Source organism: Bacillus sp. FSL E2-8887, assembly GCF_038007205.1.
In the GTDB taxonomy this organism is placed as follows: Bacteria; Bacillota; Bacilli; order Bacillales; family Bacillaceae_G; genus Bacillus_A; species Bacillus_A mycoides.
In genome coordinates this window covers 1,863,616-1,890,328 of sequence record NZ_JBBOWS010000001.1, presented here as the reverse complement: position 1 = coordinate 1,890,328, position 26,713 = coordinate 1,863,616, and the positions used below count along the sequence as shown (strand labels likewise).

At 34.6% G+C, this 26,713-nt stretch carries 19 protein-coding genes, 2 pseudogenes and 2 other annotated features; of the genes and pseudogenes, 3 read left to right on the top strand and 18 right to left on the bottom strand.

The genetic code is table 11. The features are described from left to right. Positions 1–52 precede the first annotated feature (52 nt). Entirely contained in the window at positions 53–730 is a 678-nt protein-coding gene (locus NSQ08_RS09425; protein ID WP_215588994.1) for an HAD family hydrolase, read from the bottom strand. A 191-nt stretch (positions 731–921) separates the two neighbouring features. On the opposite strand from NSQ08_RS09425, the gene NSQ08_RS09420 reads away from it, so the two are divergent. Both NSQ08_RS09420 and NSQ08_RS09415 read left to right on the top strand, forming a co-directional pair. After that, entirely contained in the window at positions 922–1,719 is a 798-nt protein-coding gene (locus NSQ08_RS09420; RefSeq protein ID WP_002141610.1) for a lipid II flippase family protein, read from the top strand. A gap of 24 nt (positions 1,720–1,743) precedes the next feature. Beyond that, on the top strand, positions 1,744–2,319 hold the full coding sequence (locus NSQ08_RS09415) for a nucleotidyltransferase family protein (protein WP_002141609.1): 576 nt from the start codon (positions 1,744–1,746) through the stop codon (positions 2,317–2,319). A gap of 39 nt (positions 2,320–2,358) precedes the next feature. Here NSQ08_RS09415 and NSQ08_RS09410 read toward each other — a convergent pair whose 3' ends face one another. From NSQ08_RS09410 to NSQ08_RS09330, 17 genes and pseudogenes are all read right to left on the bottom strand, one after another. Next, positions 2,359–3,234: an alpha/beta fold hydrolase gene (locus NSQ08_RS09410; RefSeq protein WP_340773868.1), complete on the bottom strand. Its 876-nt coding sequence runs from the start codon at positions 3,232–3,234 to the stop codon at positions 2,359–2,361. 76 nt (positions 3,235–3,310) lie between these two features. Then, complete coding sequence (locus NSQ08_RS09405) at positions 3,311–4,651, bottom strand: sodium-dependent transporter (RefSeq protein WP_201067134.1); 1,341 nt, start codon at positions 4,649–4,651, stop codon at positions 3,311–3,313. 117 nt (positions 4,652–4,768) lie between these two features. After that, positions 4,769–5,017: a binding site (T-box leader), on the bottom strand. 160 nt (positions 5,018–5,177) lie between these two features. Beyond that, a pseudogene (locus NSQ08_RS09400) lies at positions 5,178–5,396 on the bottom strand (DNA/RNA non-specific endonuclease); the annotation flags it as partial. Positions 5,397–5,470: 74 nt separating this feature from the next. Next, positions 5,471–6,706, bottom strand: coding sequence for an IS110 family transposase (locus NSQ08_RS09395; RefSeq protein ID WP_340773856.1), 1,236 nt, complete (start codon positions 6,704–6,706; stop codon positions 5,471–5,473). A 156-nt stretch (positions 6,707–6,862) separates the two neighbouring features. Next, a pseudogene (locus NSQ08_RS09390) lies at positions 6,863–7,647 on the bottom strand (recombinase family protein). A gap of 706 nt (positions 7,648–8,353) precedes the next feature. Continuing rightward, on the bottom strand, positions 8,354–8,863 hold the full coding sequence (locus tag NSQ08_RS09385; protein ID WP_340773854.1) for an ankyrin repeat domain-containing protein: 510 nt from the start codon (positions 8,861–8,863) through the stop codon (positions 8,354–8,356). A 20-nt stretch (positions 8,864–8,883) separates the two neighbouring features. Next, positions 8,884–10,338 (bottom strand): WXG100 family type VII secretion target, encoded by a 1,455-nt coding sequence (locus NSQ08_RS09380; protein WP_340773852.1) that lies wholly within the window; start codon positions 10,336–10,338, stop codon positions 8,884–8,886. 56 nt (positions 10,339–10,394) lie between these two features. Then, positions 10,395–10,832 (bottom strand): SseB family protein, encoded by a 438-nt coding sequence (locus tag NSQ08_RS09375; protein ID WP_340773849.1) that lies wholly within the window; start codon positions 10,830–10,832, stop codon positions 10,395–10,397. A 69-nt stretch (positions 10,833–10,901) separates the two neighbouring features. Further along, entirely contained in the window at positions 10,902–13,700 is a 2,799-nt protein-coding gene (locus tag NSQ08_RS09370; RefSeq protein WP_340773845.1) for a hypothetical protein, read from the bottom strand. Positions 13,701–13,723: 23 nt separating this feature from the next. Then, complete coding sequence (locus tag NSQ08_RS09365; protein WP_340773842.1) at positions 13,724–16,399, bottom strand: tetratricopeptide repeat protein; 2,676 nt, start codon at positions 16,397–16,399, stop codon at positions 13,724–13,726. 82 nt (positions 16,400–16,481) lie between these two features. After that, on the bottom strand, positions 16,482–16,754 hold the full coding sequence (locus tag NSQ08_RS09360; RefSeq protein ID WP_002158043.1) for a WXG100 family type VII secretion target: 273 nt from the start codon (positions 16,752–16,754) through the stop codon (positions 16,482–16,484). A 118-nt stretch (positions 16,755–16,872) separates the two neighbouring features. Next, the gene (essC, locus tag NSQ08_RS09355) at positions 16,873–20,883 is read right to left on the bottom strand and encodes a type VII secretion protein EssC (RefSeq protein ID WP_340773833.1); all 4,011 of its coding nucleotides are present in this window, start codon (positions 20,881–20,883) and stop codon (positions 16,873–16,875) included. A 31-nt stretch (positions 20,884–20,914) separates the two neighbouring features. Beyond that, positions 20,915–21,277 (bottom strand): hypothetical protein, encoded by a 363-nt coding sequence (locus NSQ08_RS09350; RefSeq protein ID WP_340773829.1) that lies wholly within the window; start codon positions 21,275–21,277, stop codon positions 20,915–20,917. 28 nt (positions 21,278–21,305) lie between these two features. After that, entirely contained in the window at positions 21,306–22,085 is a 780-nt protein-coding gene (locus NSQ08_RS09345) for a hypothetical protein (RefSeq protein WP_340773826.1), read from the bottom strand. A gap of 5 nt (positions 22,086–22,090) precedes the next feature. Then, positions 22,091–22,855, bottom strand: a complete 765-nt coding sequence (locus NSQ08_RS09340) for a vWA domain-containing protein (protein WP_113770808.1) — start codon at positions 22,853–22,855, stop codon at positions 22,091–22,093. 202 nt (positions 22,856–23,057) lie between these two features. Then, positions 23,058–24,356: an aspartate--tRNA(Asn) ligase gene (aspS, locus tag NSQ08_RS09335; protein WP_340773820.1), complete on the bottom strand. Its 1,299-nt coding sequence runs from the start codon at positions 24,354–24,356 to the stop codon at positions 23,058–23,060. A 114-nt stretch (positions 24,357–24,470) separates the two neighbouring features. Then, positions 24,471–24,681 (bottom strand) — a binding site (T-box leader). A 67-nt stretch (positions 24,682–24,748) separates the two neighbouring features. After that, a complete protein-coding gene (locus tag NSQ08_RS09330) occupies positions 24,749–26,131 on the bottom strand; it encodes a UDP-N-acetylmuramoyl-tripeptide--D-alanyl-D-alanine ligase (RefSeq protein WP_328034149.1) in 1,383 nt (460 codons plus the stop codon). Positions 26,132–26,194: 63 nt separating this feature from the next. Between NSQ08_RS09330 and NSQ08_RS09325 the strand changes: the two genes are divergently transcribed. Then, a complete protein-coding gene (locus tag NSQ08_RS09325; protein WP_002141587.1) occupies positions 26,195–26,674 on the top strand; it encodes a hypothetical protein in 480 nt (159 codons plus the stop codon). Positions 26,675–26,713 lie beyond the last annotated feature (39 nt).

Genomic DNA, 26,713 nt, shown 5'->3' with positions numbered 1-26,713 from the left:
AAAATCCCTTTAAACAAAAACGATTTCATCGTCATATGTTATAAAGGGATTTCTAGGTTCTATTTCTATAGTTTATCGTACTATTCTCTATACAAAATCTTTGTAACTCTTCGACATCTTTCACTATATGAATCGCCCCAGCATCGCTCAATTCATTCTCATTACCATATCCATACAATACACCTATTGAAGCAATTCCGTTACTGTTCGCACCGATTACGTCATGCTTTCTATCACCAATCATCACCATTTCTTCTTTTTGAAGTTCTTCATTTGTTTGTAAAATATGAGCAATTATTTCTTCCTTTTTTATTCTTGTCCCATCTAAATTACTCCCAACAATCTCTTCAAAAAAAGATGTTAACTGAAAGTGCTCTATTACTTGTTTCGCAAATACGGTAGGCTTTGAAGTTGCTACAAACAAACGATTGCCAGCATCCTTTAATTCGTGCAATAGGGCTCCAATTCCATCGTATACTTTATTCTCTAATAAACCACTTTGCTTTAAATATTCCCGAAAGTAAAACACCGCTCGTTCTACTTCTATTTCATTCATATTATATCTATCTGCAAAAGATTGTTGCATTGGTGGACCGATAAATGAATCTAACTCACTTATATTCACTTCTTCAATCCCCATTTTTTCTAACACGTATAGAACAGCATTGATTATCCCTTCTTTCGGATCAGTTAATGTTCCATCTAAATCAAATAGAAATGTTGTATACATATTTAATTCCCCCACTGATTTTATATGTACCCCATTAAGGCCATTCTCCTCCTTATCCCTTTACTATACTATCACCATCTAACTTTTCAGAAAATTACTTTTTCTAACCCTTATACTTTCAGTTACAAAATCACAAAAGATATGATAAAGTGAAAAAGTTATACTTAATTTAATAGAAACTGGTGAATCACATGTCAATTACGTTAATTTTTATAATGGCTTTCACAATTGTCATCCACGCAGTCGAAACTAGTTCTTATAGTATTCGATTAGCTGGTGTTCGTTTAAAAAAGATTGTCGTTGCCTTATCTGTCGTAGGAATGGTATTACTTATTTCAAGAACGTCAAATTTACTACAAGCCTTTTTAATTGGCGGGATTGTCGATGACGCAAAACGAGATGCTTCTATTAATTTAGAGCATACTATACGACTTGTACTATTATCTGCTTCCATCGGTACATTACTTGCGATTATTCTTTATCCAACTTTGACAAAACTATTTGGATATGTCATTCAAAACTTTGAAACAGATGGTTCTTTCATTCGAATGATGAAAACAAATAACATTCAAAAATTAAAGTACACAAAAAAATATGTGCGCTTTCCAAGATTTGAAATGATTCATAGATTGCGTATCGGTGGTATCCCAAAGCGTATTATGCTTATTAACATGTTTGCTACTGCAATTTATACAGCAGGTGTTCTTTCTGCCCTTTATGCTTCTTTTCTAAATCCAGATTACGCAACAAATGCAAGTACAGCTTCTGGCCTTGTGAATGGTTTTGCTACAATTTTATTAACAGTGTTACTCGATCCACGTATAGCACTTTTGACAGAACGTGCTTTACAATCAGAAAATGGCGCTGAATCTATGAGTAAAATGTATGGTTGGCTAATGATTTCTAGACTTCTCGGCACCTTATTAGCACAACTTTTATTTGTACCAGGTGCTCACTGGATTTTATGGATTATTGAGCTGATGCATTAATCTACTAGGAAGGTGTATTTATCGATGAATATAAAAACAGAGCAAGATTTAATTCACTTAATAGAAAACGACGAATGGATGATGAATGTATTACAATTGGCAAAATCACTAGAGCTACCTGATTGGTGGATTTGCGCTGGGTTTGTCCGTTCTAAAATTTGGGATACTTTACATAACTACGAAGTAAGAACGGCTACGCCAGATGTCGATGTCATTTATTATGATCCATTACATAAAGATGAGGTGTACGAACAATCATTAGAACAGAAACTAATGAATATGGATGCTACTATCCCTTGGTCAGTAAAAAATCAAACTCGCATGCATGTAGTGAATGGAATGCCGCCATACTCTTCTTCTGTTGATGCTATTTCTAAATTTCCTGAAACAGCAACCGCTCTTGGTGTTTCTTTGGACGAACAAAACAAAGTCATATTAACATCCCCATGCGGAATAGAAGATGTACTTTCATTACAAGTGAAACCTACACCTCATTTTCTTGAAACGAAAGAACGAATACATATGTACAACAAAAGAGTTAATCAAAAGAAATGGCAAAGCAAATGGCCTAATATTACAATTACTTATCCAGAAATTTAAAATAGAGCGCTTCGCATTATACGAAGCGCTCTTTCTTTTTTAGTTCAAAAAATGAATGACTGTTTCAGCAAATCGATCAGCTTCCTCATAATGTGGTGTATGGCCACTTTCTTCGAATATGATATACTTTCCATTTAGAGCATCTCGATTGAATATTTCAATTTGCTTTTCACACGTTACTACATCATGTTTTCCTACAATTAATAACATTGGATTTTGTATATCTTTTATTTTAGATAATAATGACGTATGACATGCTCCCTCTGATTTTAATCTATCAAAATGGATTTTGGAACGATTTGAAAATACTTCCCACACTTCATCACTATATAAACTATCGTCTGTCTCATCTTCCTTATAATTGTAAATCTCCATTCTTTTTTCTTCTAATTCAGCGCTTACTCTTATATAAGCTTCTAACAACTCTTCTGAACTAGCATTATTAGATAAATAAGCAAAGCAGTCTTCTGCCACTAATTCTTTTCCATACTTTTTTAATAAAGTTCCTGTCTTTTGTAGTAAGACCCTACTTGTTAATGCAAAATCGAAAGTCGGACCTTCAAATATTATTTTCTCTATTGAATTTGGATACATAGACGCATATAACAACGCTAAATATCCACCGAAAGAATGTCCAATTACAGACCATTTCTCAATTTGTAATACTTTTCTTAGTTCTTCACAGTCTTCAATTAAATCACATAGTCCAAAAGTTTCTTCTTCGGTAATTCCTTCTGATCGACAAACGCCTCTTTGATCTATCATAATTACATATAAGGAATCTTTTAATCGCTCTACTTGATGAAATGAAAAACCATAACAACTTTCACCTGGACCACCGTGTAAAAATAATACTGGTTTATTTTTAGGACTTCCATGTGTTTCAACGTATAGCTTTTTCCCTCTAATGATCATATATTTCCCAACTTCAATCAAATTCTTCTTTATGATTATCACCTTATTTTTTTACTGAATATTATAACATTTAAACTTAAATAATCCCTATTACATTTAAAAATACGATAACTATCGCAAGTGGTGCTACAAATCGAAGTAAAAATGCCCAGATAGTAAATACTATCTTTCCGTAATTTCCACCTACAAAAAATTCAGCTTCTAGCACTTTCTTTTCCATCTTGAATGATACGAAAATACTAATAAATAATGCTCCCAGCGGCATTAATATATTACTAGATAAGAAGTCTACTGCATCAAAAATATTCTTCCCAAAAATCGTAATATCACTCCATACTCCAAATGATAAGGCAGATGGTATACCTGCTAGGAAAATGCAGAACCCGATGATCCATGATAGTTTAGCTCTTCTTTCTTGTTCACCATTTGCTAATGCTGAAACTACCGTCTCTAGTAGAGAAAATGCCGATGTTAATGTCGCAAATGTAAATAGCGCAAGAAATACAGTCAAGAACAATCCTCCGAATGGAATTTGACTAAATACAGATGGCAATACGATAAATAGTAAGCCTGGCCCTTCTGTCGGCTCCATGCCTAACGAAAATACTGCTGGAAAAATGGCAAGACCTGCAAATAAAGAGACGAATAAATTCAATCCAACAATCGTAACTGCTGATTTTGGTAAACTTTCTTTTTTATTTAAATACGAGCTATACGTAACCATAATCGAAATCCCTATACTAATCGCAAAGAATGATTGGCCCATTGCGAATAAAATACTTTCTGAAGTAATCTTCGAGAAATCTGGTTGTAAGAAAAACTTCACGCCTTGCATCGCATTATCCAGTGTTAATGAACGAATAATAAGAGCGACAAATAAAACGAACAATGCTGGTAGCATATATTTACTTGCTTTTTCAATTCCGTTTTGTACACCTTTTGATACAACCCATATCGTAATGAACATAAAAGCGAAATGTCCAGTGATAGCCCAAACCGGATTTCCAATTGTTTCAGTAAATAACGAACCGTAATTTTGTCCCGGAGTAATAAGTTGTCCAGTTACTCCTCTGAATAAATAAATTAATACCCATCCACCTACAACGCTATAAAACGAAAGTAATATAAAGCAAGTTCCAACACCAAGGCGTCCAATCCAGTGCCATCCTGTATTTGGTGCGATACTTTTAAATGCCCCAACTGCTTGTTTTTGTGTACTACGTCCAATCATAAATTCAGCTATAAGTAGCGGTAATCCAATTAATACAGTAAATAATATAAAGATTAAAAAGAAGGCTCCTCCCCCGCTCTTTCCAGCAATATAAGGAAATTTCCATATTGCGCCAAGTCCAATTGCTGATCCTGCTGCTGCCATTATAAAACCTAATTTCGAAGTCCATTGCTCCGTCTGTTTCATCTTATTTTCCTCCTAATTAAATCCTTTTATATAAATAAACAAATTTTATATACCTATCCGAATAAACCCTCCATTTCTTTTTCTATAAAATAAAAAATGGCCCAGCATCTCTTTATATAAAGAGACGCTAAGCCATTCACTTAACGCGGTACCACCCTTATTGATTCCATTATGAATCCACCTTAGTAGTAATCGTTTGATTACAAACCTAATATCGAAGGTTAACCGTTAAGATTTACTAAGAATGTAATTCCGTTCCACCTTACTGCTCCTAGGCGAGTTCAGGATGTCATTTGACTATGTCGCACCAACCCATAGCTCTCTGTACAAATACATGACCTTACTACTCCTATTCAATGCATTTTAATATTTAGAATATATTTTCTTTTGAAATTAATATGAAGTATATCGGTTATATTTATAACTGTCAAGGGCTATGTTAATTTTTTGTCGAAAAGGATTTTCATAAACCTATATAGAAAATATTCACAAATAAAATATAAGGAGAAAAATATGTTATGTCACTTCTATCTTCACGGCCTGCTGCCACTTGCATTCCTTTGTTTCGTTTTCCTTTTTGAAGTATTAATTCTCCTGCCTCAACATCTACTATTCTACCAAGCTCATCTGTTGTATATTTATAACCATCCTCGGTAATATAACGCACGTTTGGTGCCAGTTCTTTTCTTCCATTTTTCCCTTTAATAATGTGCTTCCCAAGGTCCCCCTCTTGTATTTCCGTTATCTTAGGAGGATTACCCGTACCCTATGTTGTAATCTTAAACCCTCACAATAAAAAAACAAACCACGTAAACCTTATTAAACTTCTTCTTTTTCTTCCACTACCGGCAACTCATAAGCTGTTTTATATTTCATCATGCCATATACAATGTTTACAAGCCTTCTCATAATACATACCAATGCTTGTCCTTTTGTTTTTCCCTCTTTAAGTTTCTTTTGATAATATGCATGAAACACTGGGTTTCTAGGTAACTTACTTCCTTTCGCTACTTGCACTTGCTGTACAGCTAAATTATAAAATAAAGCGTGTAACGCCCTGTTTCCTTGTTTGCTTTTATGTGTCTTACCTTTCCCACCAGAACCAAAGTAAACAGGCGCAATCCCCGCAAATCGTGCTAATTTATTGGCATTTGGAAATCGCCTTGCATCTCCTATCTCAGCTATTAATGCTGATGCCGTCACAAGTTCTATTCCCGGCATCGTCTCTAATTGATAATCTAGTAGATTTACTAGCTGTTTTAATTCTCTTTCGATGTATTTCATTTCCTTCTTTTTAAACTCAATCTCCCGTACAATACTTCTTACTAAAAAGTTTCGCATTTCTTGATACTCTTTCATTGTTTGTCCATCTTCTTTCACAAGCCTTAATATTTCACTTGCTTTCCTTACTGAACATGTATTGTTACTAACATCTAATAAAAAAGCTGTTAATCGCTTTATATTCATCCCCTCTAAACAAGAGGGTGACGGATATTGCTCCCAAAATGCTAATGCTGTTTTTCCATCTAACTCTGAGAAAAACTTTTTATAGCTTGGATAATGATGGTTTAATTGAATATGTAGTTGGTTCTTTAATGCACTTTGTGCTTTTACTAATGCATTCCTTCTTGAAACCAATTGTTGTATCGACCAAAATAAATCGTTTGGATTTACATTTGGTAGTTGCTCAAATTTGTTTACCAATATACGTGCCACACATTCCGCATCCCAACTATCATTTTTTTGTATCATCACTTGGCTCTTTCGTTCTAAAAATGATAAAGCTGGATTTACTTCTTTTACTACCTGTTCGTGATCTACTAAATATTTCGCTAACGCTCTTCCATAACCACCAACATCTTCTAAACCAAATACAACAGCTATCCCATCACACACATATGTCTCTACTTCTAATAAGAACTTCGAAAATGCAGATGGTTTATTCTCAAATTGTATTTCTCCTAGTTTCTCTTGCCAACAATTAATAATAACAGCCGTATGCTGCTCTTTATGTAAATCTACTCCTACATACAAATAGTTCTGCCTATGATGCATAACTCATCCCTCTATTCAATTATTTAGTCATATATAAAAATGTCGGCAACCTTAGTTCGAGCGTTCATCTTCCGATGCGCATAGGTACGCAAGCCTATCCATTTTTCATAACTCTAGTAGTATGTATAGTAAAATGAGCTAATTTTTTAAGTGAGTTTATAAAATAATTGCTGGATGTTTCCCAATTGTTTGTATTTGCCCGTATGTATATATCCCTCGATAAAAGTTCTCTCGGTCTAACATACGTTTCACTTGCACTTTCGTAAACAACTTTCCTTTCTCAGTACAATACCCTTCCCTATTTAGTCGTTCTGCCAATTGAGTTAGCGACCAATGTTTAAAAAAGTGTCTTAATTCAAATAGTCTACGTACAACTATCGCTTTCTCCGCATCTACCTCTAACACTTTTTGTCCTTTCTTTACTCTATAACCAAACATCACACCGCCCCCCCATATCCACCTTGTTCTGCTTTTTTCTTTCTGCCTCTACTTAGCTTTAATGCAATCTCAAGACGTTGATATTGATCTAATAGCTCTAACATACCATTTACTAAAAAGTCATTTGGGTCATGCGTGTATATACTATAATTTGGTTGTTCAATTGCTTTCACATCTACCTTGTGTTTCTTTAGCTCTCGTTGTATTAACACTTTTGCCATATCAGAGCGCCATAACCGAGATGTATTTAGTACAATAACTTTGCGCACTTGATGATATGCCATATCCGACAATAGCTCTTGTAGACCTTCACGTTCAACTGTTAATCCATCTTCATCTACTGTCGCTCCGCTGATTCCTTTATCTTCGTATATGTGAAGCAGTTGTAGTTTATTTTCGATGCAGTACCGTTCAATTTCTTCTACTTGATACGTTAGGCTATACCCTTCACGCACTTGTCCTTCCGTTGAAACTCGTACATAACCAACTACTTTCTCTCCCATATTGAGCCCCTTCCCGTTACAGCAATTAAAGTCCCTGTAACGTTTACCCGTTTTTTGCGGATAACGTATGCATAACGTCCATCCGTTAAAACGTACTTTACGATGACTTCAAAAAATAACACAACCCTTTATTTTTTCCTCTACTATCGTCGTACACTGTACATAGCCACTACAGTCTATAAAACAACAATAAAAATTTAACACTTAATGCACTTATAAAATTATAGTGCTCTTTTAAATTTCTACGCTAAAACGTAAAAAAGCACTTGTTGCCTTTAATTGACAATCAAGTGCTTTAAGTTCATATGTTTTTAAGTAGCATAAATTTGTAAGTTTTGTAGTAACAGTATGACACCTTTTATATGTCATGACAACTACTACGTTAAAACTTACGAGTTTGTACGAGCTCGTTAGTTTAATATACATTCCATGTGTTTATATTCATCGCCATGTAAAATGTCATCTCGCCTAAGCTCGTACCTCGTTTTCTTATTCTATCATTGCACATAGTACTCTATGATGGTACAACCATCATAGAGTACATACTTTCAAAAACTACATATTTTTTCTTCACTTTTCTTATAAGTCTATATATTTCACTTTAACATGGAATGTTAAGTTTTGTTATATTACTTATAAAGTTATTATAACCACTTTTATTGTGTTATCTCTCTAGAAAATACTATTAAATAAAAAAATTGTTTTTTTATACTTTTTCATCCATCTTCTGCTTTAAATATTCAGCAATTTCTGTTTGCCCTCTTTCAATAGCAAATTCATAAGCTCCCATATCTTTCATAGTATCCCCTGTATACTTAACAGTAATATCAATGCCATTCTGAACAAGATACTTTACAACATCAAGATGCCCACCATAAATCGCTGAGAATAAAGGATTCCTATTCGGGTCACCAACATCTAATATTGCACCCTTATCAAATAAGTACTCTACAATACTAATTTCACCTTCACTAGCCGCATGTGCAATAGGCGCTGACTTTGGTACACCTTCGTTTATGTTAATATCCATACCAGATTCAACTAGAGATTTTATCATATCCAGTTTACCAGCTCTAGTCGCAACATGTAGCCACGTTCCAAAAGGTGTTACAAAATCAAGTAAACTTTTATCAGTAATAATTATCTCTTTCGCTTGTTCTATATCACCATTCTTAATTAAATCATAGATTTTTATTGCTTTCTCCTTATTATCCATAGAATCCTCCTAAAATATCTTTATTTCATTGATGCTGCTTCTTCACCTAGTAGTTTAAGCATTTCAACCATTTTTTCACGAGTACCACCAAAACTATCTACTGCTTTCAACTTATCAATAATATGTTGAAGACGTTCTATACCGTGTTGTCCTGCAATTCTATTTGGTGCCCAAACAAGATTTTCTTCACCAATTATCGGTTCTATTCCATACCTTTTTAATATTTCTTGACCTTCTTGAACAAGTTCTTTTTGCTTCTGGCCAAGACCTTTTTTAAATAGAATATGATGTGCATGTGGATCTATCATTGCAGCAGGTGGGTCACCTATAAGTCCTCTAAGATACTTACCAAAATCAAGTTTAATTAATGCTTCATTATATTCTTTATTAATGCCTAAATCAGACATCTTTTTACTAATCTCAGACAACTCATCTACACTAAAAGTATTATTTTGAATAGCATTTTTAAGCTTATTCATCTTTGTGGCATTGACACTACCAGCCTCGACTATATCATCAAGATAATTGCTTACAGTGTTACCCGTACCCTTAACACCCTTCTCTCCAACACTTTTCATATACTGATAAGCATCTTTCAGAGAATGCTGTCCCATCTCTCGGACCATTCCTACTCCAGGCATGACGTAGGCTTTTCCTAAACCTGGGATCCATTTGTACTCCAGTAATGTTTTTACTGCGTACTGAATCTTTTCATTCCCCTGCAAGAAAGTTGTTTTTACGGTTGTGGCACCTTTGTTCCATAAGCTTCCGATTTTGTCGGCAAAGCCTTTTGCTGTGGAGGCTACAAAGTTTACACCCTCTTTTACTTTGTGGGTGGCTGTTTTTATTCCATCGACCGCTGCTTTTCCAGCTTTTCCAGCCACCATCGTTATGCCTTCGCCTAGTCCTTTTCCTGCTTTTACAATTGTCTTCCCGAAGCTAGAAGCGACATACTTTATTCCTTTTCCAGCAAGACTCGCGACTTTTCCGATAGGAACAAAGTTTAGGAGTGTCCATCCTGCAGCGATGAGTCTTTCTTTTGTTGATAATTCTTTTCCTGTAATAGGGTCTTTACCGGTAACTGCACGAATTGCATCATTAACTCCGATGAATTCAGCTGCTCCTTCTATTCCTTTTTCCCACCACGATTTTTCATGTTTCTTTTCTTTTTTATGGGTTTCTTTCAATTTTTCAGTTTGTTTCTTTTGATATTCTTCATCTGCTTGACGAAACTTTTGAGCGATACGCCGTAATTCTTTTTCTGTAACCTGTAAGTTACGTATGTAAGATTCCATGAGTCTCATTGATCTCATATATTCCCCATAAAAATGCTGACTCGTCGCTCCTTGCCATTGCATTTGAATACTAAACATGGATTGATTGAGATTTTGTTGTATATTCTGGCTGTGTGTTTGCATCTCTGATATATTTTTGGCAATTTGTTCGAGTTGTTCAGGTTTGACTTTAATCTCCAAACCTTCTCCCACCTTCCTCTATTTTATACCAAAAAGAAATAGAACTGCATCAATTTTTACTTATTCTCTTTAGAGAAAACATCAAAAATACTGTTATCACAAATCGCTTCAATTTCTTCCTTTACAAATAATTTTTGAAATTTTGTTCCTGGGTTCAATATGACATTTGCCTCTAAATCTATCGTTTTCAATAATTCAACTGCATTCATAGAGACATACGGACATTCTTCTGGAATAACCATTTCTAGATGCTTTAAATCAGAATACAGTGGTAACATTAATCCTGCTTCCATTTCAAAATAATGAATTTGTAATTGTGTATTATTAGTAGAAATCAAATTTCCTTCTTCATCTACACTTGTATCCCCTTTGACAGAAGCAACAACAAATAAATTTGATTTCTGTAATATCTCATAAAAATAGCCTCTTTTTTCTTCGTTTTGTAACGCTTCCACTAACGCCTCATCTAATGGACTAATTTCTAGTAAACTCATTAACTTTCACTCCTTATTTGGAATAAATTTCGCCATCTTACCTAGGGTAAGATGGCGAAATTTATTACTTTATTTTTTAGTAGCATTTTTTATCGCTTGTAGTCCATCATTTGCTTGGCTACGAACATCCTGCGGAACATGTTTATAATCTGCACGGCTTACAAATTCAAAATACTGATATGCAGTATTTAAATCATTTCCCTTTAATTTATTTTGCCCCACTTTAACCATTTCCTCTGCAATTTGTCTTATTTTCGCTTTACTTTGTTCATTTGCATATCCATTTTCAATAGCTGTATTTGCATAAGCTAATGCTGTTGCAATATCTTTCACATTTAAGCTATTACCATATTTCGCGAACGATTGACTTGCTACATTGAAATCATTCAAGTAATCAATAGAATTTCTAATTACGTCTTGGAAGCCAAGTCCTTGCGCACCAGGCGTTGTATACATTAATCGGTATAAATTCATAGCTCTTGCAGGATCAGACACTTCAAATCCACGTGCTTTATTTAATAACTTATTAAAAATGTTACTCATATCTCCTGCGTCAGCTATACCACGTTCATAAGCTTGTCCATAATAATATAATGCATTCAATTGACTAGCTTCATCACTCTTACTATTTTCATAACTTGCTAAATTCAACAACTGAATACCTTCTAATTTCTTCGTTGCTTCCTTTATTTTCTCATTGAATCTTGTATCATCCACTATAGCTGGTGAAATATCTTTTAAATATACAATTAATTCAAGGGATGGTTGAACAGATTTTTTAACTTCACTTTGCCATCCAGAATTACCCTTTAAATTATTCCATTGCTCCATAGTTTGATTCCAAAGGAAGTTTGTATTTGTTTGTAATTTTTCAAATGCATGAGCATGTTTATTTTTATTACGAATAGAGTTCGCCATATATAATACAGCGTTATAATAATCTTTCTCTGCTAATGCCTGATCTGCCTTTACTTCTAACATTACAGGTAAAGATAACGATTTTGCCTCTTCTCTCTGCTCAGCAACTACATTTTTAACATTTACGATAAAGTGATAATTTTGTAATGCCATTTCTGCAGATGTCTCTTCTGCTTTTGATTGTGTTAATAAGTTCTCAACTGCATTTTTCAATTGATCCTTCAATGTGTTTTGTTCTTCACCTTTTGTCTGATCAATGTATTGATCTGCTAGTACAATTGCTTCTTTCCACTTCGCTTCGTTCATATACGCTGTTACCTGTTCAATCGCCCATTGTCCAGGTGTTTTTACTTCATCTTGCTTTTTACCATCTTTATTATCTTTTTGTTCCTCATTCTTTTTATCTTCTTTATTATTTTGTACTTCTTCTTGTTTTGCATTTTCTTTATTCGTTTGGATTTCTTCTTGTTTTACATCTTCTTTATTTGTTTTTGATTCTTCTGGCTTCGAATTTTCTTTATTCTCTTGTTTTTCTTCACCTTTTGAATTTTTAACTTCATTTTCAGTCGTTGGTTTTCCTGCTACATTTTTATCTTTTTCTTTTCCTTGATTTAAAACTGGCACAGTTGGAACTTCAACTTTTCCTTGTACCATTTGTTCCAATTCATTTTCAAGCATTTGATTAAAAATAGCTTGCACTCGATCGTAAGCCTGCTTTTGCAAGTCTTCATCTACGCCTTGTAATACGGAAGTTAATAAATAATATTTACTTAAAGCTGCATTTACATCTCGTTTTTCTTCATTAAGCGCGGCTTTAAAAATGTCTTTAGATAACTTTTCTATAACAGATTTCTTATTTTCTTTAAAGTATTCAAATTCTTGGTCATTAAAAGCAGGCTCTTGATATAAAGTTAATTGATTTCGAATATAAAATAGTTGCTCATATTTTGAACTAGCTACTTTTTCAAATTGAGCGGAATCTTGTGCTGCTAACAATAATGCTGCTTTATTTGCTTCTGTTGGTGAAGAACTAACTTGAGAAATAAGCTGTAAATCATTACGATTCTCTATATTTTTCATACCATCAATTAGTTTCAAATGATTTTGTGCCTTATAAAACTCCCCAAAAAATACTGCACTAGATTTCTCTCCATTTGCTGTATACCATTCTACAAGAATATCCCCTGTTTTTGGCGATACTGTAATTGTTGGACGTATTGGATCCACTGGTGGTTTTGGGTCTACCGGTGGTTTTGGGTCCACTGGTGGTTTTGGGTCTACCGGTGGTTTTGGGTCCACTGGTGGTTTTGGGTCTACCGGTGGTTTTGGGTCCACTGGTGGTTTTGGATCCACTGGTGTGTTCGGATCTACAGGTGGCTTGGGATCCACTGGTGTGTTCGGATCTACAGGTGGCTTGGGATCCACTGGTGTGTTCGGATCTACAGGTGACTTTGGATTCACTGGCATACTTGGATCTACAGGTAACTTTGGATCCACTGGTGTATTTGAATCTGCTGGTAGCTTTGGATTATCTACTACCGGCCCACCCATATTTGTTGGCAGTTCCGGCTTTTGTGGCATTGGTGCGTCTGACAATTTAATCTGTGGATCTTTCTTTTCCACCAACACATCATCTGGCTTATACGTCATTGGTGTAATTGGTGATTTATTATTTCCGATTAGGTCTGCTAAATTAACAGTTGGTTTTTCGCCAGGTTTTTCATCTTTTTTTGCAGGATCACCAACTAAATTTGGGAACATAGACTGTAAGTTGCTTCCTGTAATACGATCATCTTTTTTCTCTTCTGTATTACTTGCTAGTTTTACAGTTTCTCTTCCCGCTGTGCTAAAGCCTTTGTCATACACAAGATATCCTGACGTTCCAAATAAAGCTACCGACATTACTGATATAGCAACTTTTTTCCCTAGGTTATTATTGTTTTCCTCCATGCCTTTTTCCCCTTTTCCTATCTTTATTGAATCCAGCCGTTTGTTTTCATTTCTGCTAGTTTTTCTTGTGCTGCTCTTACTTCAGCTTCATTTTCATTTGCTTGTACTGTTTTTCTTAAGAAGCGGCTCGCTTCTTCATATTTTTTCTGTTTAATTTTGAACATTCCAAATGCAAAGTTCACATGTGGATCTTCATCATTTTGTGAGTATGCTTCTGTAAAAAATTTCTCTGCTTCATTTCCTTGTCCCACTTTATCGTATAAAATCCCTATATTTACAAGCGTATTTATGTCGCGAGTCCCACTGTTGACAACTCTATTGTAAGCGTCCAATGCTTGTTGATACGCAGCATTACTCTTTGCACCATCTCGCGTTTCGTAAAATTGACCAGCTTCATAATACACAATTCCAAGTTGATTTAATAATTCTATATTTTTCATATCTTTTTGAATCGCAGCCTGTAATACTTGAGATGCCTGTTGATAATTCATTTCTTTTTTCGCACTATCAATTAGGTTTGTTTTATTCCAAAGCACATATAAATTTGAAAGTTCAATTGTATATATGGCATTCTTTGAATCTTGTATAATAGCTTCTTTAAAGAAAGACTCCGCTTTGTCTAACTGCACAGTTGCTGTTGATAGTTGCCCTTTTAAATACGAAACAATTGCCTTATCCTCATTTGTCTTCGTACTCATTTTGACAATAACATCTTCTGCTTTTTCAAATTCTTTCATCTTCATATGACTTACAGCTAAATCTCGCATAGCATCTTTTTTATACGGTTCAATTCCTTTTGCATTATTCGCTAATGCTTGTTCAAAATTCAACACTGCTTCTTGATATTTTCCGATGCGGAAATTTGCTGAAGCTAATAAATAGGCAGCTTCATTATTTTCTTTATCAATTTCTCTATCCTTTATTAATTTGGTAATATAATCGATTGCAATTTTATTCTTTCCTTCAGCAACGTAAATTGTTGCTAATTGAAGATGCGCTTCGTCTCTTCCTTTCACTGTAATTGCATGACCAACAGCCTCTTCTGCTTTTGTATATTTTTTATCATGATAAGCTTGTCGTGCTTGTTCCATATATTTTTGATATTTAGCGTTTGTTGTATAGAAATAAAATAACGTTGAACCACCTATAACAACTACTACTATTGAGCCAATAATCAAAATCCGTTTTTTATTCTTTTTCCACCATTTAGAAAAAGCAGACGGTTCACTTTGTTCATGCGCTACTGTAAGTGGTTGATTCGATGCTTTTGCATTTAAAATTTCATCATCTATATCATATTCAACTTGTTTTTTTGTTTGTTTCCGACTCTGTAAAATGCTATTAGGAACTGTAATTGTGGCTGCTATTTCTTGCTGCGGCTGTGTTCCTTGTTCTTCTTTTATCTCTTCAATAATGCTTTCAATTTCCTTTTTTAACGCATGATCAATGTTTGGAAATTGTACGATTCGTGAATAGACGAAACAAGCAAATTCTGCATTGTTTTCTCGTTCCAATTCAGTAGCTAGTTCCAAATAAATTTGTAGTACCTTTTTTTGATTTATTTCAGGCTCTTGACTCTCCATAGTTTGAATGATATATGCGAGTTCTTGTTTTAGAGCTGTTGATGGATTAAGTGAATTGAAAATTTTTTTATATTCATATAATGCCGCTTGTTTAAGTCCTCTCTCTTCAAACAATCTTGCAATTTCCAAACATTTCGATACAAAAAGAGAATGTTCTTGTGCTGACTGCCTTTCCGCATCAATTTTTATTATTTCTCTTGCGCTATTAAATGCATCGTACCACTGTGCAAAGCTTGGACATTCTGCGAAAGAGTTACTATTCCATGCCTGCTTAAACAGCCTAGCAATTTCCCCATTCCATTGATTATGTAATACTTGCTGAAGTAACGTATATCTTTCACATTCGGTCTGCATTTCTTCCGTTTTAAAGTAACTTGCATCCGTCCATTTTGTATTTCGAACTTCTTCACTACACCAGCTTAATATTTCTCCTAATAAAATAGCACCAGCAAATCGATCGGCTTCTTTTTGCCATACCCCGCTTTTTAAATACATTGGCGCATAACCCGCTGAACCTGCTGGCAATAACGAAGGTCTTTTACTTTTTGGCCCATACATTTGCTCAACATCAACAAGCTCAATACGGTGTTGACCTTCAATAGGATTTTCACTTAAAAAAGGTATTAGTATGTTACTAGATGACAAGTCATTATGAGCAATCTCATTTTCTTCCATTGTTTTAAGTGTTGTTAGAAATGCTTCTGCAATAAAAAAACATTGCTGTTTTGATAGCATTCGTTGCTCTTGTAAAATATCAGCCCAAGTTGGCCCTTCAATCCAAGGCATCACAATACTATTCGCAAGATCTTCTGACTTTTCAATTACAGATGTATGTTCTTCTTTTGTAACAATGTAACGTGAACATACTTTAAGACCCGCTATAGAAGAAAGTGGTTTTAAAAATACTAATTGATGTTTTTCATCACGATAGCGTTCCTTAAAAACTTTTAATGCGATTCGATCTACACTATTTTCATGTTGTAGCTGATATACCGTTCCTTGTCTACCTTCTTGCCCATATGGCATATCAATCCCAATAACTGCTGGATGCTTTGCAAAATGATAAGCATCTTTATTAAAAACAATTTTTTCTCCCACTTCTGGTCTGAATCCCATTTTATCCCCTTACTCTCATATGACAATTTTTAAAGAAAAGGCCAGGAACAATAGCTCCTGGCCTTTTGCAATTGTTCTGCTATTAATATGAGTTATCTGCGTTACGGAAGTTAGTAGCAATGTTTTTCAAATCGGCAGAAATGTGTTCTAGAATCGGAATGTATTTTAGCATTTCTTGTCTAGCATCACTAAAGTTCGCTCTGAACTTATCTTGTGTTGCCCCAGACCATTGCCCATTTAAACTTTCAATGTCATTTCCAAGGTTATTGATTTGTTGTTGAGCTTCAGCTGCTGCGTTTGTAAAGCGTCCAGCAATTTGATCAAGTTGTTCAGGTGTAATTTTAATTTGTGTCATCCTGTATTTCCCCTTTCAATCTACTAATATTATAACAATTAGATTATAAACTATATTCACACTATTTTTAAAGGGGTAATTCACAAAAAAATAGTATTTTTTTGTAAATTACCTAATTTTATACTCTTTTTTTAGATTCTAACCATTTCCTAGCAACCTTTTTTGTTAAATCATGTAGTAAATGTAGCGGTGTAAAAGCACATTTTACTTTCATAGGTTGTCTGCGTATAAAATATCCTTCCCCGCTTTGGAATTCTTGATCCATTTCTGTATGCTTAAGCTTTATATTAAAGAAATACACATCATTATTTTGTGTGGTGCCTAATAAATAACTAAAGCTTCGTTTTCTGATTTCCGCAAACCATTTTTCATGTGAATAATTAGTTACACTTGAAGTTGTAGCAGCTGCAACAAAATGGATCCCTTTATTTCTTCCATTTTGAACAATTTGCTCTATTTTATTTTTCGCATCAAAATCAGTAGATAATAACGCCAGCATTTGATCAATATCATCAATAACAATAATAATCCTCGAATATGGAAACTTCATTTTTTCATTTGGATTTAAAGACGGCATGACTACTTCTCTGTTATTTATTACTTCTAGCAACTCATCTAACATTTCTTTTAATTGTATTCCATCTGTAATTCGCTTTTTAACATGAGGTAATTCTCCAAGAGCTAAAATACCAGTTGTTTTTTCGCTTAAATCAATCATGAGTAATTCAATTTCTTCAGGTGCATGTTGATAGGTAAGAGAAAAAATCAGTGTTTGTAATAAAGATGTCTTACCACCTTCAATTCTTCCGCCAATGAAAATATTTGTCATTTCTTCCAATGAAAAGTTTTGCAAGCGAATATCTTCTGTTTCGATACCTACACAAATTCGCGATGATTCTGATTGTTCTAGCATATCTTCAGCAAACAACTGTTTTGGAACCATTGGAATTGATTTCGCTTTCTCTCCAGTCCATGCCCCATTCATTTTTTGAATAATTGTTTTTAATTGCTGAGAATATTCCAATTCATTTTCTCCGATAAAAGGCAATGCTGCTTGGAATAGTTCTGGGGGCTGCCCTTTCACTAAACCACGTCCAGATGGTACATCAATTAATGGGAATTTTGGTCTTCCAAGTAAACTATAGTATTCTGTTCTATCTTGCAATTCAAACGAAATCGCCATCGGAATATTGTTACGAACACGGTCAAACATATCATTTGTTTGGTTGAGTGAAAAATGAAAATGAATACCGTACGTACTTGACTCACGTAATAATAGCTCTAAAATTTCATTTTCCTTCTCATACTCACTTCGGAACCTAATATAACCATCTATCATTACGACAATAACTGGAATCTTTCTTTCTACCATTCGGTTATACATCGCGAAAGATTTTGCTCCCACATCAGAAAAACATTCTTTCCGATATGTGACTTCCTTTTTCAAAGAGCTAAACAATCGTTTCATTTTTTCAATTTCGTCTTCTTGTACAATTCCACCCATATGTGGTAAATCTTTAAAGTCTAAAAACATGCGACCAAAATCAACCACATAAAAGTTTACTTCCTCTGGCGTATGAGACAGTGCCAGAGACATAATAATTGTTTGTAAGAAAGTCGTTTTCCCTGTACCTGGCATACCGTAAATATTTAAATGCCCCTCTTGTACATCTAATTTCAAAGGATACTGCGCTTGATTTGCCACATCGTCGATTAATCCTACCGTTAACTGCAATTCATCTTCTCTTTGCTTCCATACATCCGCATTCCAATTCTCTATTTCATAGAATTGATTTAATAATAGTTTCTCTGGTAAAGGTGCTAACCAAGGTCCTGGTAATGCTTTAATATTTTCTTTTTCTGATACGCTCTGTACATATTGAATAAAAGCTTGTAATTGCTTTGGACTATTTGTCATTGGTTTTGGACGCTTTTTCACTTTTATTCTTTCACCTGAAAGCTTAACTTCTGTAAAGTCAACAACATCAAGAACTTTCTCTTCATCTGGATTATAAGGTGCTCCGCTCCATGCAGATTGAAATAACTCCAATACTTCATTGCTGCCAACTTGTAGATATCCTCGTCCCGGTACATTGATTTTAGATGCATCTGGAATCTTTAGCATTTCACGACTATCCGCATCATCTTGTACACGTAAACAAATTCGAAAACGCGAGTTACTCCAAATCTTGTCATTTACAACCCCAGAAGGTTTTTGAGTTGCTAATAATAAGTGAACTCCTAATGTCCTTCCTATTGCAGCGACACTAATTAGCTCGTCCATAAATTCAGGTTGTTCCTTTTTCATTTGAGCAAACTCATCAATGACAATAAATAAATGTGGTAAAGGTTCTTTTTCACGCCAACGTGTTTCATAATATTCATCTAGATGTTGGACATTTCCAGCCTGAATGAATAATTTTTGTCTCCGCTCTAATTCTGCCTTTAATGAAATTCTAGCACGCTCAATTAAGTTTGGATCTTCTAAGTTCGTAATAGATGCAATAATATGCGGTAATCCCGCAAATGTGTTTGACATTCCGCCACCCTTATAATCAATAAGCATAAATGCCATCTCATGAGGATGATAGGTTGCTGCTAACGCTGCTATTATAGACTGAATAACTTCACTTTTTCCTGATCCTGTTGTACCAGCCATTAGACCATGTGGACCATGCCCTTTTTTCTCTATTTTATCGTGAATATTTAGAAAAACAGGCTTACTTCCTTCTCTTACACCAATTGGAACCGGTAATGAAGTCGGATATCGATTTTCTTTCCATCTCTCTAGCACTTGTAACTCTTCCATTTTCTTAGCTTGAAACAAGTCTAAAAATGTTAATACTTTCGGAATGTTGGCTGCTGTAGAACTTTTCATCCGAATCGGAGCAATGCTTCGCGCTCCTAATTCACATCGTTCGAATGAAAGTCGATCTACTTTAAAACTAACACGTGTTGTCCCACTATTTTCAGCTGAACTTGAAAACGTTTCTACTAACTCACCATTTTCTCCATTTAAGCTTATAACAAGATCACATTCCATCGGCAATCTTTCTCTTTGTTCTGCAAATATAAACGTAGATGCTCCGACACTTTCCCCTTCTCTAAGTAACATTGGGATTAGAGGATCATCTTCTAAAAATTCTCGCGCGGATAAGAAAAAGACATACATTGGGATTAAAGGTATTTTCGCATCTGCCTGTGCAGAGGAATTATAAATTCTACGCATATTAAGTGGTGTGAACAACGCTTCAGCTAATTTCTGAGCGTCTTGTTGATTTGCAGATAGAAAACGCATACTTCTCTGCTCATCCCATACGTGAGGAAGCCATCTCATCCAATCCCACTGTTTTTTCTCCTTCTCATGATAAAAAGCTGCTATTTTCACTTCATTTGGCGCATGATGTGTCATAATTTGCGTCGTTACAATTCGAATAAAGTTCAACCTATCTTCTTTATTTCCAACTACACCAATTACATCGTTTTTTTTCAAAGAAATTGAAATATGTCCATTAGGTATCGTATTAAAATCCCTTTTCACATTTTGTGCTTCTGTAACTAATGGATTTTCTTCATAACCTTTCTGCTCAGGCACCTTCAACTCTACAAGAAATGGTCTCTCACCTGTTCCAATACGAATATCTAAAAAGTCCGGACTTTCAGGTGTTCGCTCCCATAAATTACTTTCTCGGTTTTCAATTCTTTGCACACTTTTTAAAGGGCTTGGATTTTGTGTAATTAAATATTTTGCTTGTTCAACCTTTAACGTATCTAATTCCACTCGGTGCTTTTGAATTTGCTCTAAGTATCTTGTTTGCAATTGTTCAACCAATTGACGGTGTTCTTTCTTTCTACGTAAATGCCCCATCGATGTAAATATATATGACCCTAACATAGGAATACTAGAAACCATCATTAGCGGCATATAGCTTGAATTCATTTTCATAACCTTCATCATCACAAAGTATAATACTAGAGTCAAAATTGTCATCGCCGCTGGCAATATCATCGTTTCAATTGAAAATTTCGGCTCCTCCGGTATATTCGGCGGATCATGAATAATAACATCCCCTGTGGGTATATCTACTTTCACACGCGGAGAGCGTTGAAAATATGGTGATTTTTGCACAAAACATTTCTCCTTCCCCATTCAAAAACTATTACTCAATGATTTTCCATACATAATCTTCTTCACTAGAAGATATATCTGGTTTAACAGGTTCATTATAAACTTCTTCTGCCGATAACATTTCAAAAGAAGGAATAATAGCCCCCTTTTTATATAGCATTACATATTGTCCATCCCAAACATCATTATCTCGCAAAGTTTCATCATTCCGAATAGAATGCCACTCTTCATTATCTTTTGCCACTTTAATTTCATAGATACTGCTTAATGCTTCATCTATTTTTTCATGATGTAAAATCGCTTCAATAATTTGCACTACTTTTATATCATTAGGAATCGCAATATCTATTTCTTCATTTGATTGTTTTATGTACGTCACAATAATCTCTTCCACGTTTTATTCACCTTTTTCCATCGTGTTGTTACCAAGAAATATCTAAAAATGAAATATCATCGCTTGTCGGCGAGCACTGCGCCCTCTCGATTTCTGCTAAGACTTCCTCAAAATTATACTGCATAAGCGACATAAGCCCGTCTGAATGAATAACCATCCGATTAGCTTCTTCTCTGGATAATGTCTTTGAAAAAACCTCCAATTCGCCACCAATAATGCCACGATGTGTAGACCATCTTTTCTCTATATTTCTCTCAAACTTCATTACATTCAAACAATTCTTCTGCTTTTGAAACAATTGTACAAATGAATCACCATGTGTAACTATTGTTACATATACTTTATCTTCATTTGGAATGAGTTCTATTCTCCCGCCAATAAACATAGCTTCACTACCCTGTTTTCTCTTTTCTTCCAATACATCGCGAAGTAGCCACGGTGTTTCTTCCGGCAATTGAAATGCCCTCACTTCCTCTAATCCTTCTTCTTTCCACTTTTCCAGCTCTTCATTTAATAGGGCTGAAATATCCTGTTCTTTTCCCTGAAATGTTTCAAATAAATGTAATAATTTCATACCAAGAAAGTTCGCAGCGATTTCGCCATGAAAAGACATTCCTACTCCATCACATAATACGAACATGAAACGAGTTCCATTATCTTGAAATGCGAGGAAGTCTTGTCCACTTTCATTTAAGTCCTGTGTTTCTTTAGCTCTTACATAACTATATCGATATGTAAAATGTTCACTTTTCTTCTCCTGTAATACCGTTTCTTTTTCTTGTGACAGGATATAATTCACTTTATTCATCTCCCCTATCGAACAGGCGTCGCAGCGGACATTTGAAATCCAAGTGACACTAAATCCGCATTTGTACCAGGAAACATCATCACTGCACCATCCCCAATATGAAAACCATACTCAGTCATCATCTCACGGTAGCTTTGAGGGATAGGTGATGAAAGTCGTTGCAACTTTGCTCCGTACTCATCCGTAATTTCTGTATTTGGCATAATACCTTGCCACTTCTTTATATTAGTAATTTGGTCTTGCATAATTTCATCTGAAATAAAAATATTTTCAATTAACACATTTCCATCAGGTACAGACATATCCATAATTCTTCGCACAATTAATTCTGGATCTTCACCAGTTGAAGCACCGTCTGTCATATGACAGACCACAGGAGCTGGCCCATCTTGTAAATTTGGTAATTCCATTTGCAATAACTTCTCCACTACAGAGAAAGCTTTTGCTGTATCAGTTAAGCGATGCGTTTGGATTTTTTCTAGTGGGCGCAGTCTTGCTACTTCGTCTATTGTTTTCACCCCACCCAATAGATCAAAAACATGATCGCTATAGGCTAAAATAGATAACTTATACCTTGGAAGCAGGCGACTACCTTTTGTTGAACGAAATACCATTTGGCGAATCGCTAAAGAAAGAGCATCCGTTACAATATCAATTCTTCTTTTTTCTTCTCCGCCTGCATCCATCATTTGATTCATTGATGCGCTTACATCCAGAAGATAGATTATATAAGCTGGTGTTTGTTGTGTTGCTTGAGTTTGATATAACATGTTTCATACCCTTCCATACATTATTATGTGAACTATTTTTATATTCATATTTTATTATAACTTATGAATTTTCTATTTCTCAATTCATTATCAAATTTTCTTGATATAATTTACATATTTTCACACGAAAAAACCATTATCATTCCCTTTAACATATGTTGAAATGCACAAAACCCTTCTATATTATAGAAGGGTTTTAATGTTATGGTATAAGACGTGTACAATCCCTCGGAAAAGCACTCGCTTCTCTTACATTCAATAATTCTAATAGCTTATACACAACTCGTTCTAATCCAATTCCAAAACCACCATGTGGCGGACAACCGTATCGGAATGTATTTACATAAGATTGAAATTTATCTGGATGTAATCCTTTTTCTTTAAAAGATGCGAGCAACATTTCATGATTATGAATTCGCTGTGCACCTGACGTTATTTCTAATCCTTTATATAATAGATCAAATGAATCCGTTATGGCTTCGTTCTCCTTATTCGGCATTGTATACATCGGTCGCGATTCTTTCGGATAATGTGTAATAAAGACAAATTCACTATTATATGTTTCCTTCACATATTTCCCTAATAACTTTTCACCTTCTGTATCTAAATCCCCAATCGGCGATTCTTTCCGGTATTTATTTTTCAAAATATCTTGTGCTTCTAACAATGTGATTTTAGGAATTTCAGTAATGACAGGTACTTCTATTTGTAATAGTTGTAGTTCTTTCTCGCATGTTTCTCCTACTTGTTGAAACATATATCGTAAAACATCCGTTTCTAATTGCATCACTTCATAAAAATCATTTATAAATCCAAGCTCTACATCTAACGATATATATTCATTTAAATGTCGTGAAGAGTTATGATGTTCCGCCCGGTACACAGGAGCAATTTCAAAAACACGTTCAAGTCCTCCCGCTACCATCATTTGTTTATAAAATTGTGGTGATTGAGCTAAATACGCTTCTTTTTGGAAATATGAAAGCTTAAAAACATTTGCTCCTCCTTCTGCCCCTTGCGAGACAATTTTCGGAGTAAATACACGTGTGAAATCGTTCTCTATTAGAAATTCACTAAAGCTTTGAACGAGTGTAGATTTCACTTTAAAAATCGCAGCGATTCGCTCATGTCTTAATGATAATACCCGCTCATTCAATAGTTGATCTAAGCCAACCTGTAACTTCTTCTTATTTATTTCAAATGGAAGTTGTTCTGCACCATTTAATACTTTCACTTCATGAGCAAGTACTTCAACCCCTAATTCTGTTTTCGTTGTCGTTACTATTTCACCAATTACTTGGACGACACTTTCAACATCAACTTTATATCCAGCTAACTCGTTTTCTAATACACATTGAACAACTCCGGTACGATCCCTTAATAATAAAAAACTAACATTGCCTAGATGACGAATCTTTTTTACCCATCCTTGTAGTAATACAACCTTTCCGCTATGCTCCGTACATTCTCGTGTGAGTGAACGCTTCATTATTTGATCCATTATATTTCCCTCCATTAATTTTATTTTTATTTACGTTATTGTTATTGTTGTTGTCGTCGTCATCATCCACGTTCACTCACCTCCTTTCAAAGAATACAAAAATCCGCCCCTATAAATAGGGACGGATTTTTCCGCGGTACCACCCAAATTGTCATAATGACCATCTTAGTCCTGATAACGGTAGGTACCGTTTGCTTTTACTAATAATCACGTTCAAAGCAACACTCACAGGTGTCTTTCCATCATGCGGTATCGCAATCTTCCCAGCAACCGATTGCTCTCTGTAGACCCTGCATCATGTACTTTTCCTAATCATCACTTTTTATATTTACAGAGTATTCTATCTCTTTATTTTATAAAACGCAAGCTTTTTTAAAATATATTCTGATTTTTCATATCCAATTTTGCACAATCTCCTCTAAAGCCATTCCACGAGAGCCTTTCAATAATACGACATCCTTTTTCGTTATAATTTTCAATACTTCCTCTGCTATCTTAGCTTTATTATTATATGACTGCACTTGTCCTGTAGCATATGTCTTCATCGCTTCTTCCGCCACTATTTCTGCCATCTCTCCATAAGTAAACACATATGAAATATTCTCTTGATTTAACATTTTACCAATTTCTCTATGATAAGTTTCAGCTGCCTTCCCTAACTCCAACATATCCCCAATGACAATGATTTTTTTCTTATAGGCATTTAATTTCTGTAACGTTTCAATTGCAGCCTTCATTGACGAGGGACTGGCATTCCATGCATCATTAATAATCGTAAAACCTGTTTTAGCAGTTAAAAATTGAAAGCGCATATGAGTAATATTTATTTGCCTCAATGCATCCTGTATTTTTTCTGTAGGGACATTGTAAAATTGACCTACAGCGATTCCAACAATCGTATTTAAAATATTATGTTTTCCATGTAAGGGGACATCATACTGTATTTTTGAATCATTTAATTTAAAATGAACACCATATTCATCTAATTGCACGTTTGTTGGAAACAAATCATTTGTATCCTTTTCACCAAATGACTTACATTCTAGAACTAGTACATTATTTTTTCGAGAAAGTAATGTCTCATCACCATTATATAAGAGCAATCCTTCCTCTTTTAATCCGTCTATAATTTCTAATTTGGCCTTCGAAATCTCTTCTCTTGATCCAAGTGTTTCTAAGTGAGACTGTCCAATCATTGTAATTATCGCTACATCTGGCTGTGCTATTTGTGATAAATTTCGAATTTGTCCTTTCTCACTCATTCCCATTTCAAGTATTAAAAACTCTGTATCTCGTTTCATTTCTAAAATTGTTAACGGCAAACCGATTTGACTATTAAAATTGCCCTTTGTTTTATGCACACGATGAGTTGTACTTAAAATCGTGCTTATTATATCTTTTACCGTTGTCTTGCCATTACTACCAGTAATTCCGATTACTTTTACATCTAGCCCTTTTCGATAAAATTGCGCCAATTGTTGCAAAGCAAACAAAGTGTCATCTACAAATATAATTGGTATCCCTTTTGGCGGAGTACCGTAAGACTTTTTCCATAATGAAGCGACAGCTCCATTATCCATTGCTTCTTTCACATAACCATGTCCATCCTTCACCCTAATGATTGGAACGAATAAATTTCCTTCTTTAATGTTTTTGGAATCTATGCAGACACCATGTATTTCTATATGATGAAACGATTCTTGTAATCCTTCTCCATCTACTACCTCTTCAAGTTTTTTCAAATTCATTTGAATCAAAGTATCACCTTCTTCCATTTTATTACATAAAATCCGTTTCATTTACGCATATTAATAAAAATTTTGTAGCGAGGTGTTTATATGAAAAAAACAATTAGTTTCTTTCTCCTATTATTATGCTTAGTTGTAGTTAATGAAACATACGCCTATTCACCAAAATCTTTACCAATCTCTCAAAACTCTGATCAATGGCAAGTGAATATTGATGAACCGAAAAAAACAAGTGAAAATATGCTTCAAGCTAAAAAAGATAAATTTCAAACATATCAATTTTCGGTAAAGAATGTTGGAGAAAACGAAGTATATAACGTACAAGTTGAAGTCTTCCGCAATGAACCAAATATGAAAACAAAATACGAACTCTTTTCCCTAAAAGAAGGTCGTCTAGCAAGTGGAAAAACTGGATTTAGACATGCTAACTTCCCTGTTTCTACAAAATCAGATGAGGTTGACGTTATAATCACTTGGCAAGAACACCCTTTCCGCTCGATGCGAAACGGTCAAAAAGTCGAGTCTAGAAAATTTAAAGAGCATTTTGTTTTTAAAGACGCAAAAAAATAAATGGAATGCGTATAAATTCACACTATCATTGATATAGCT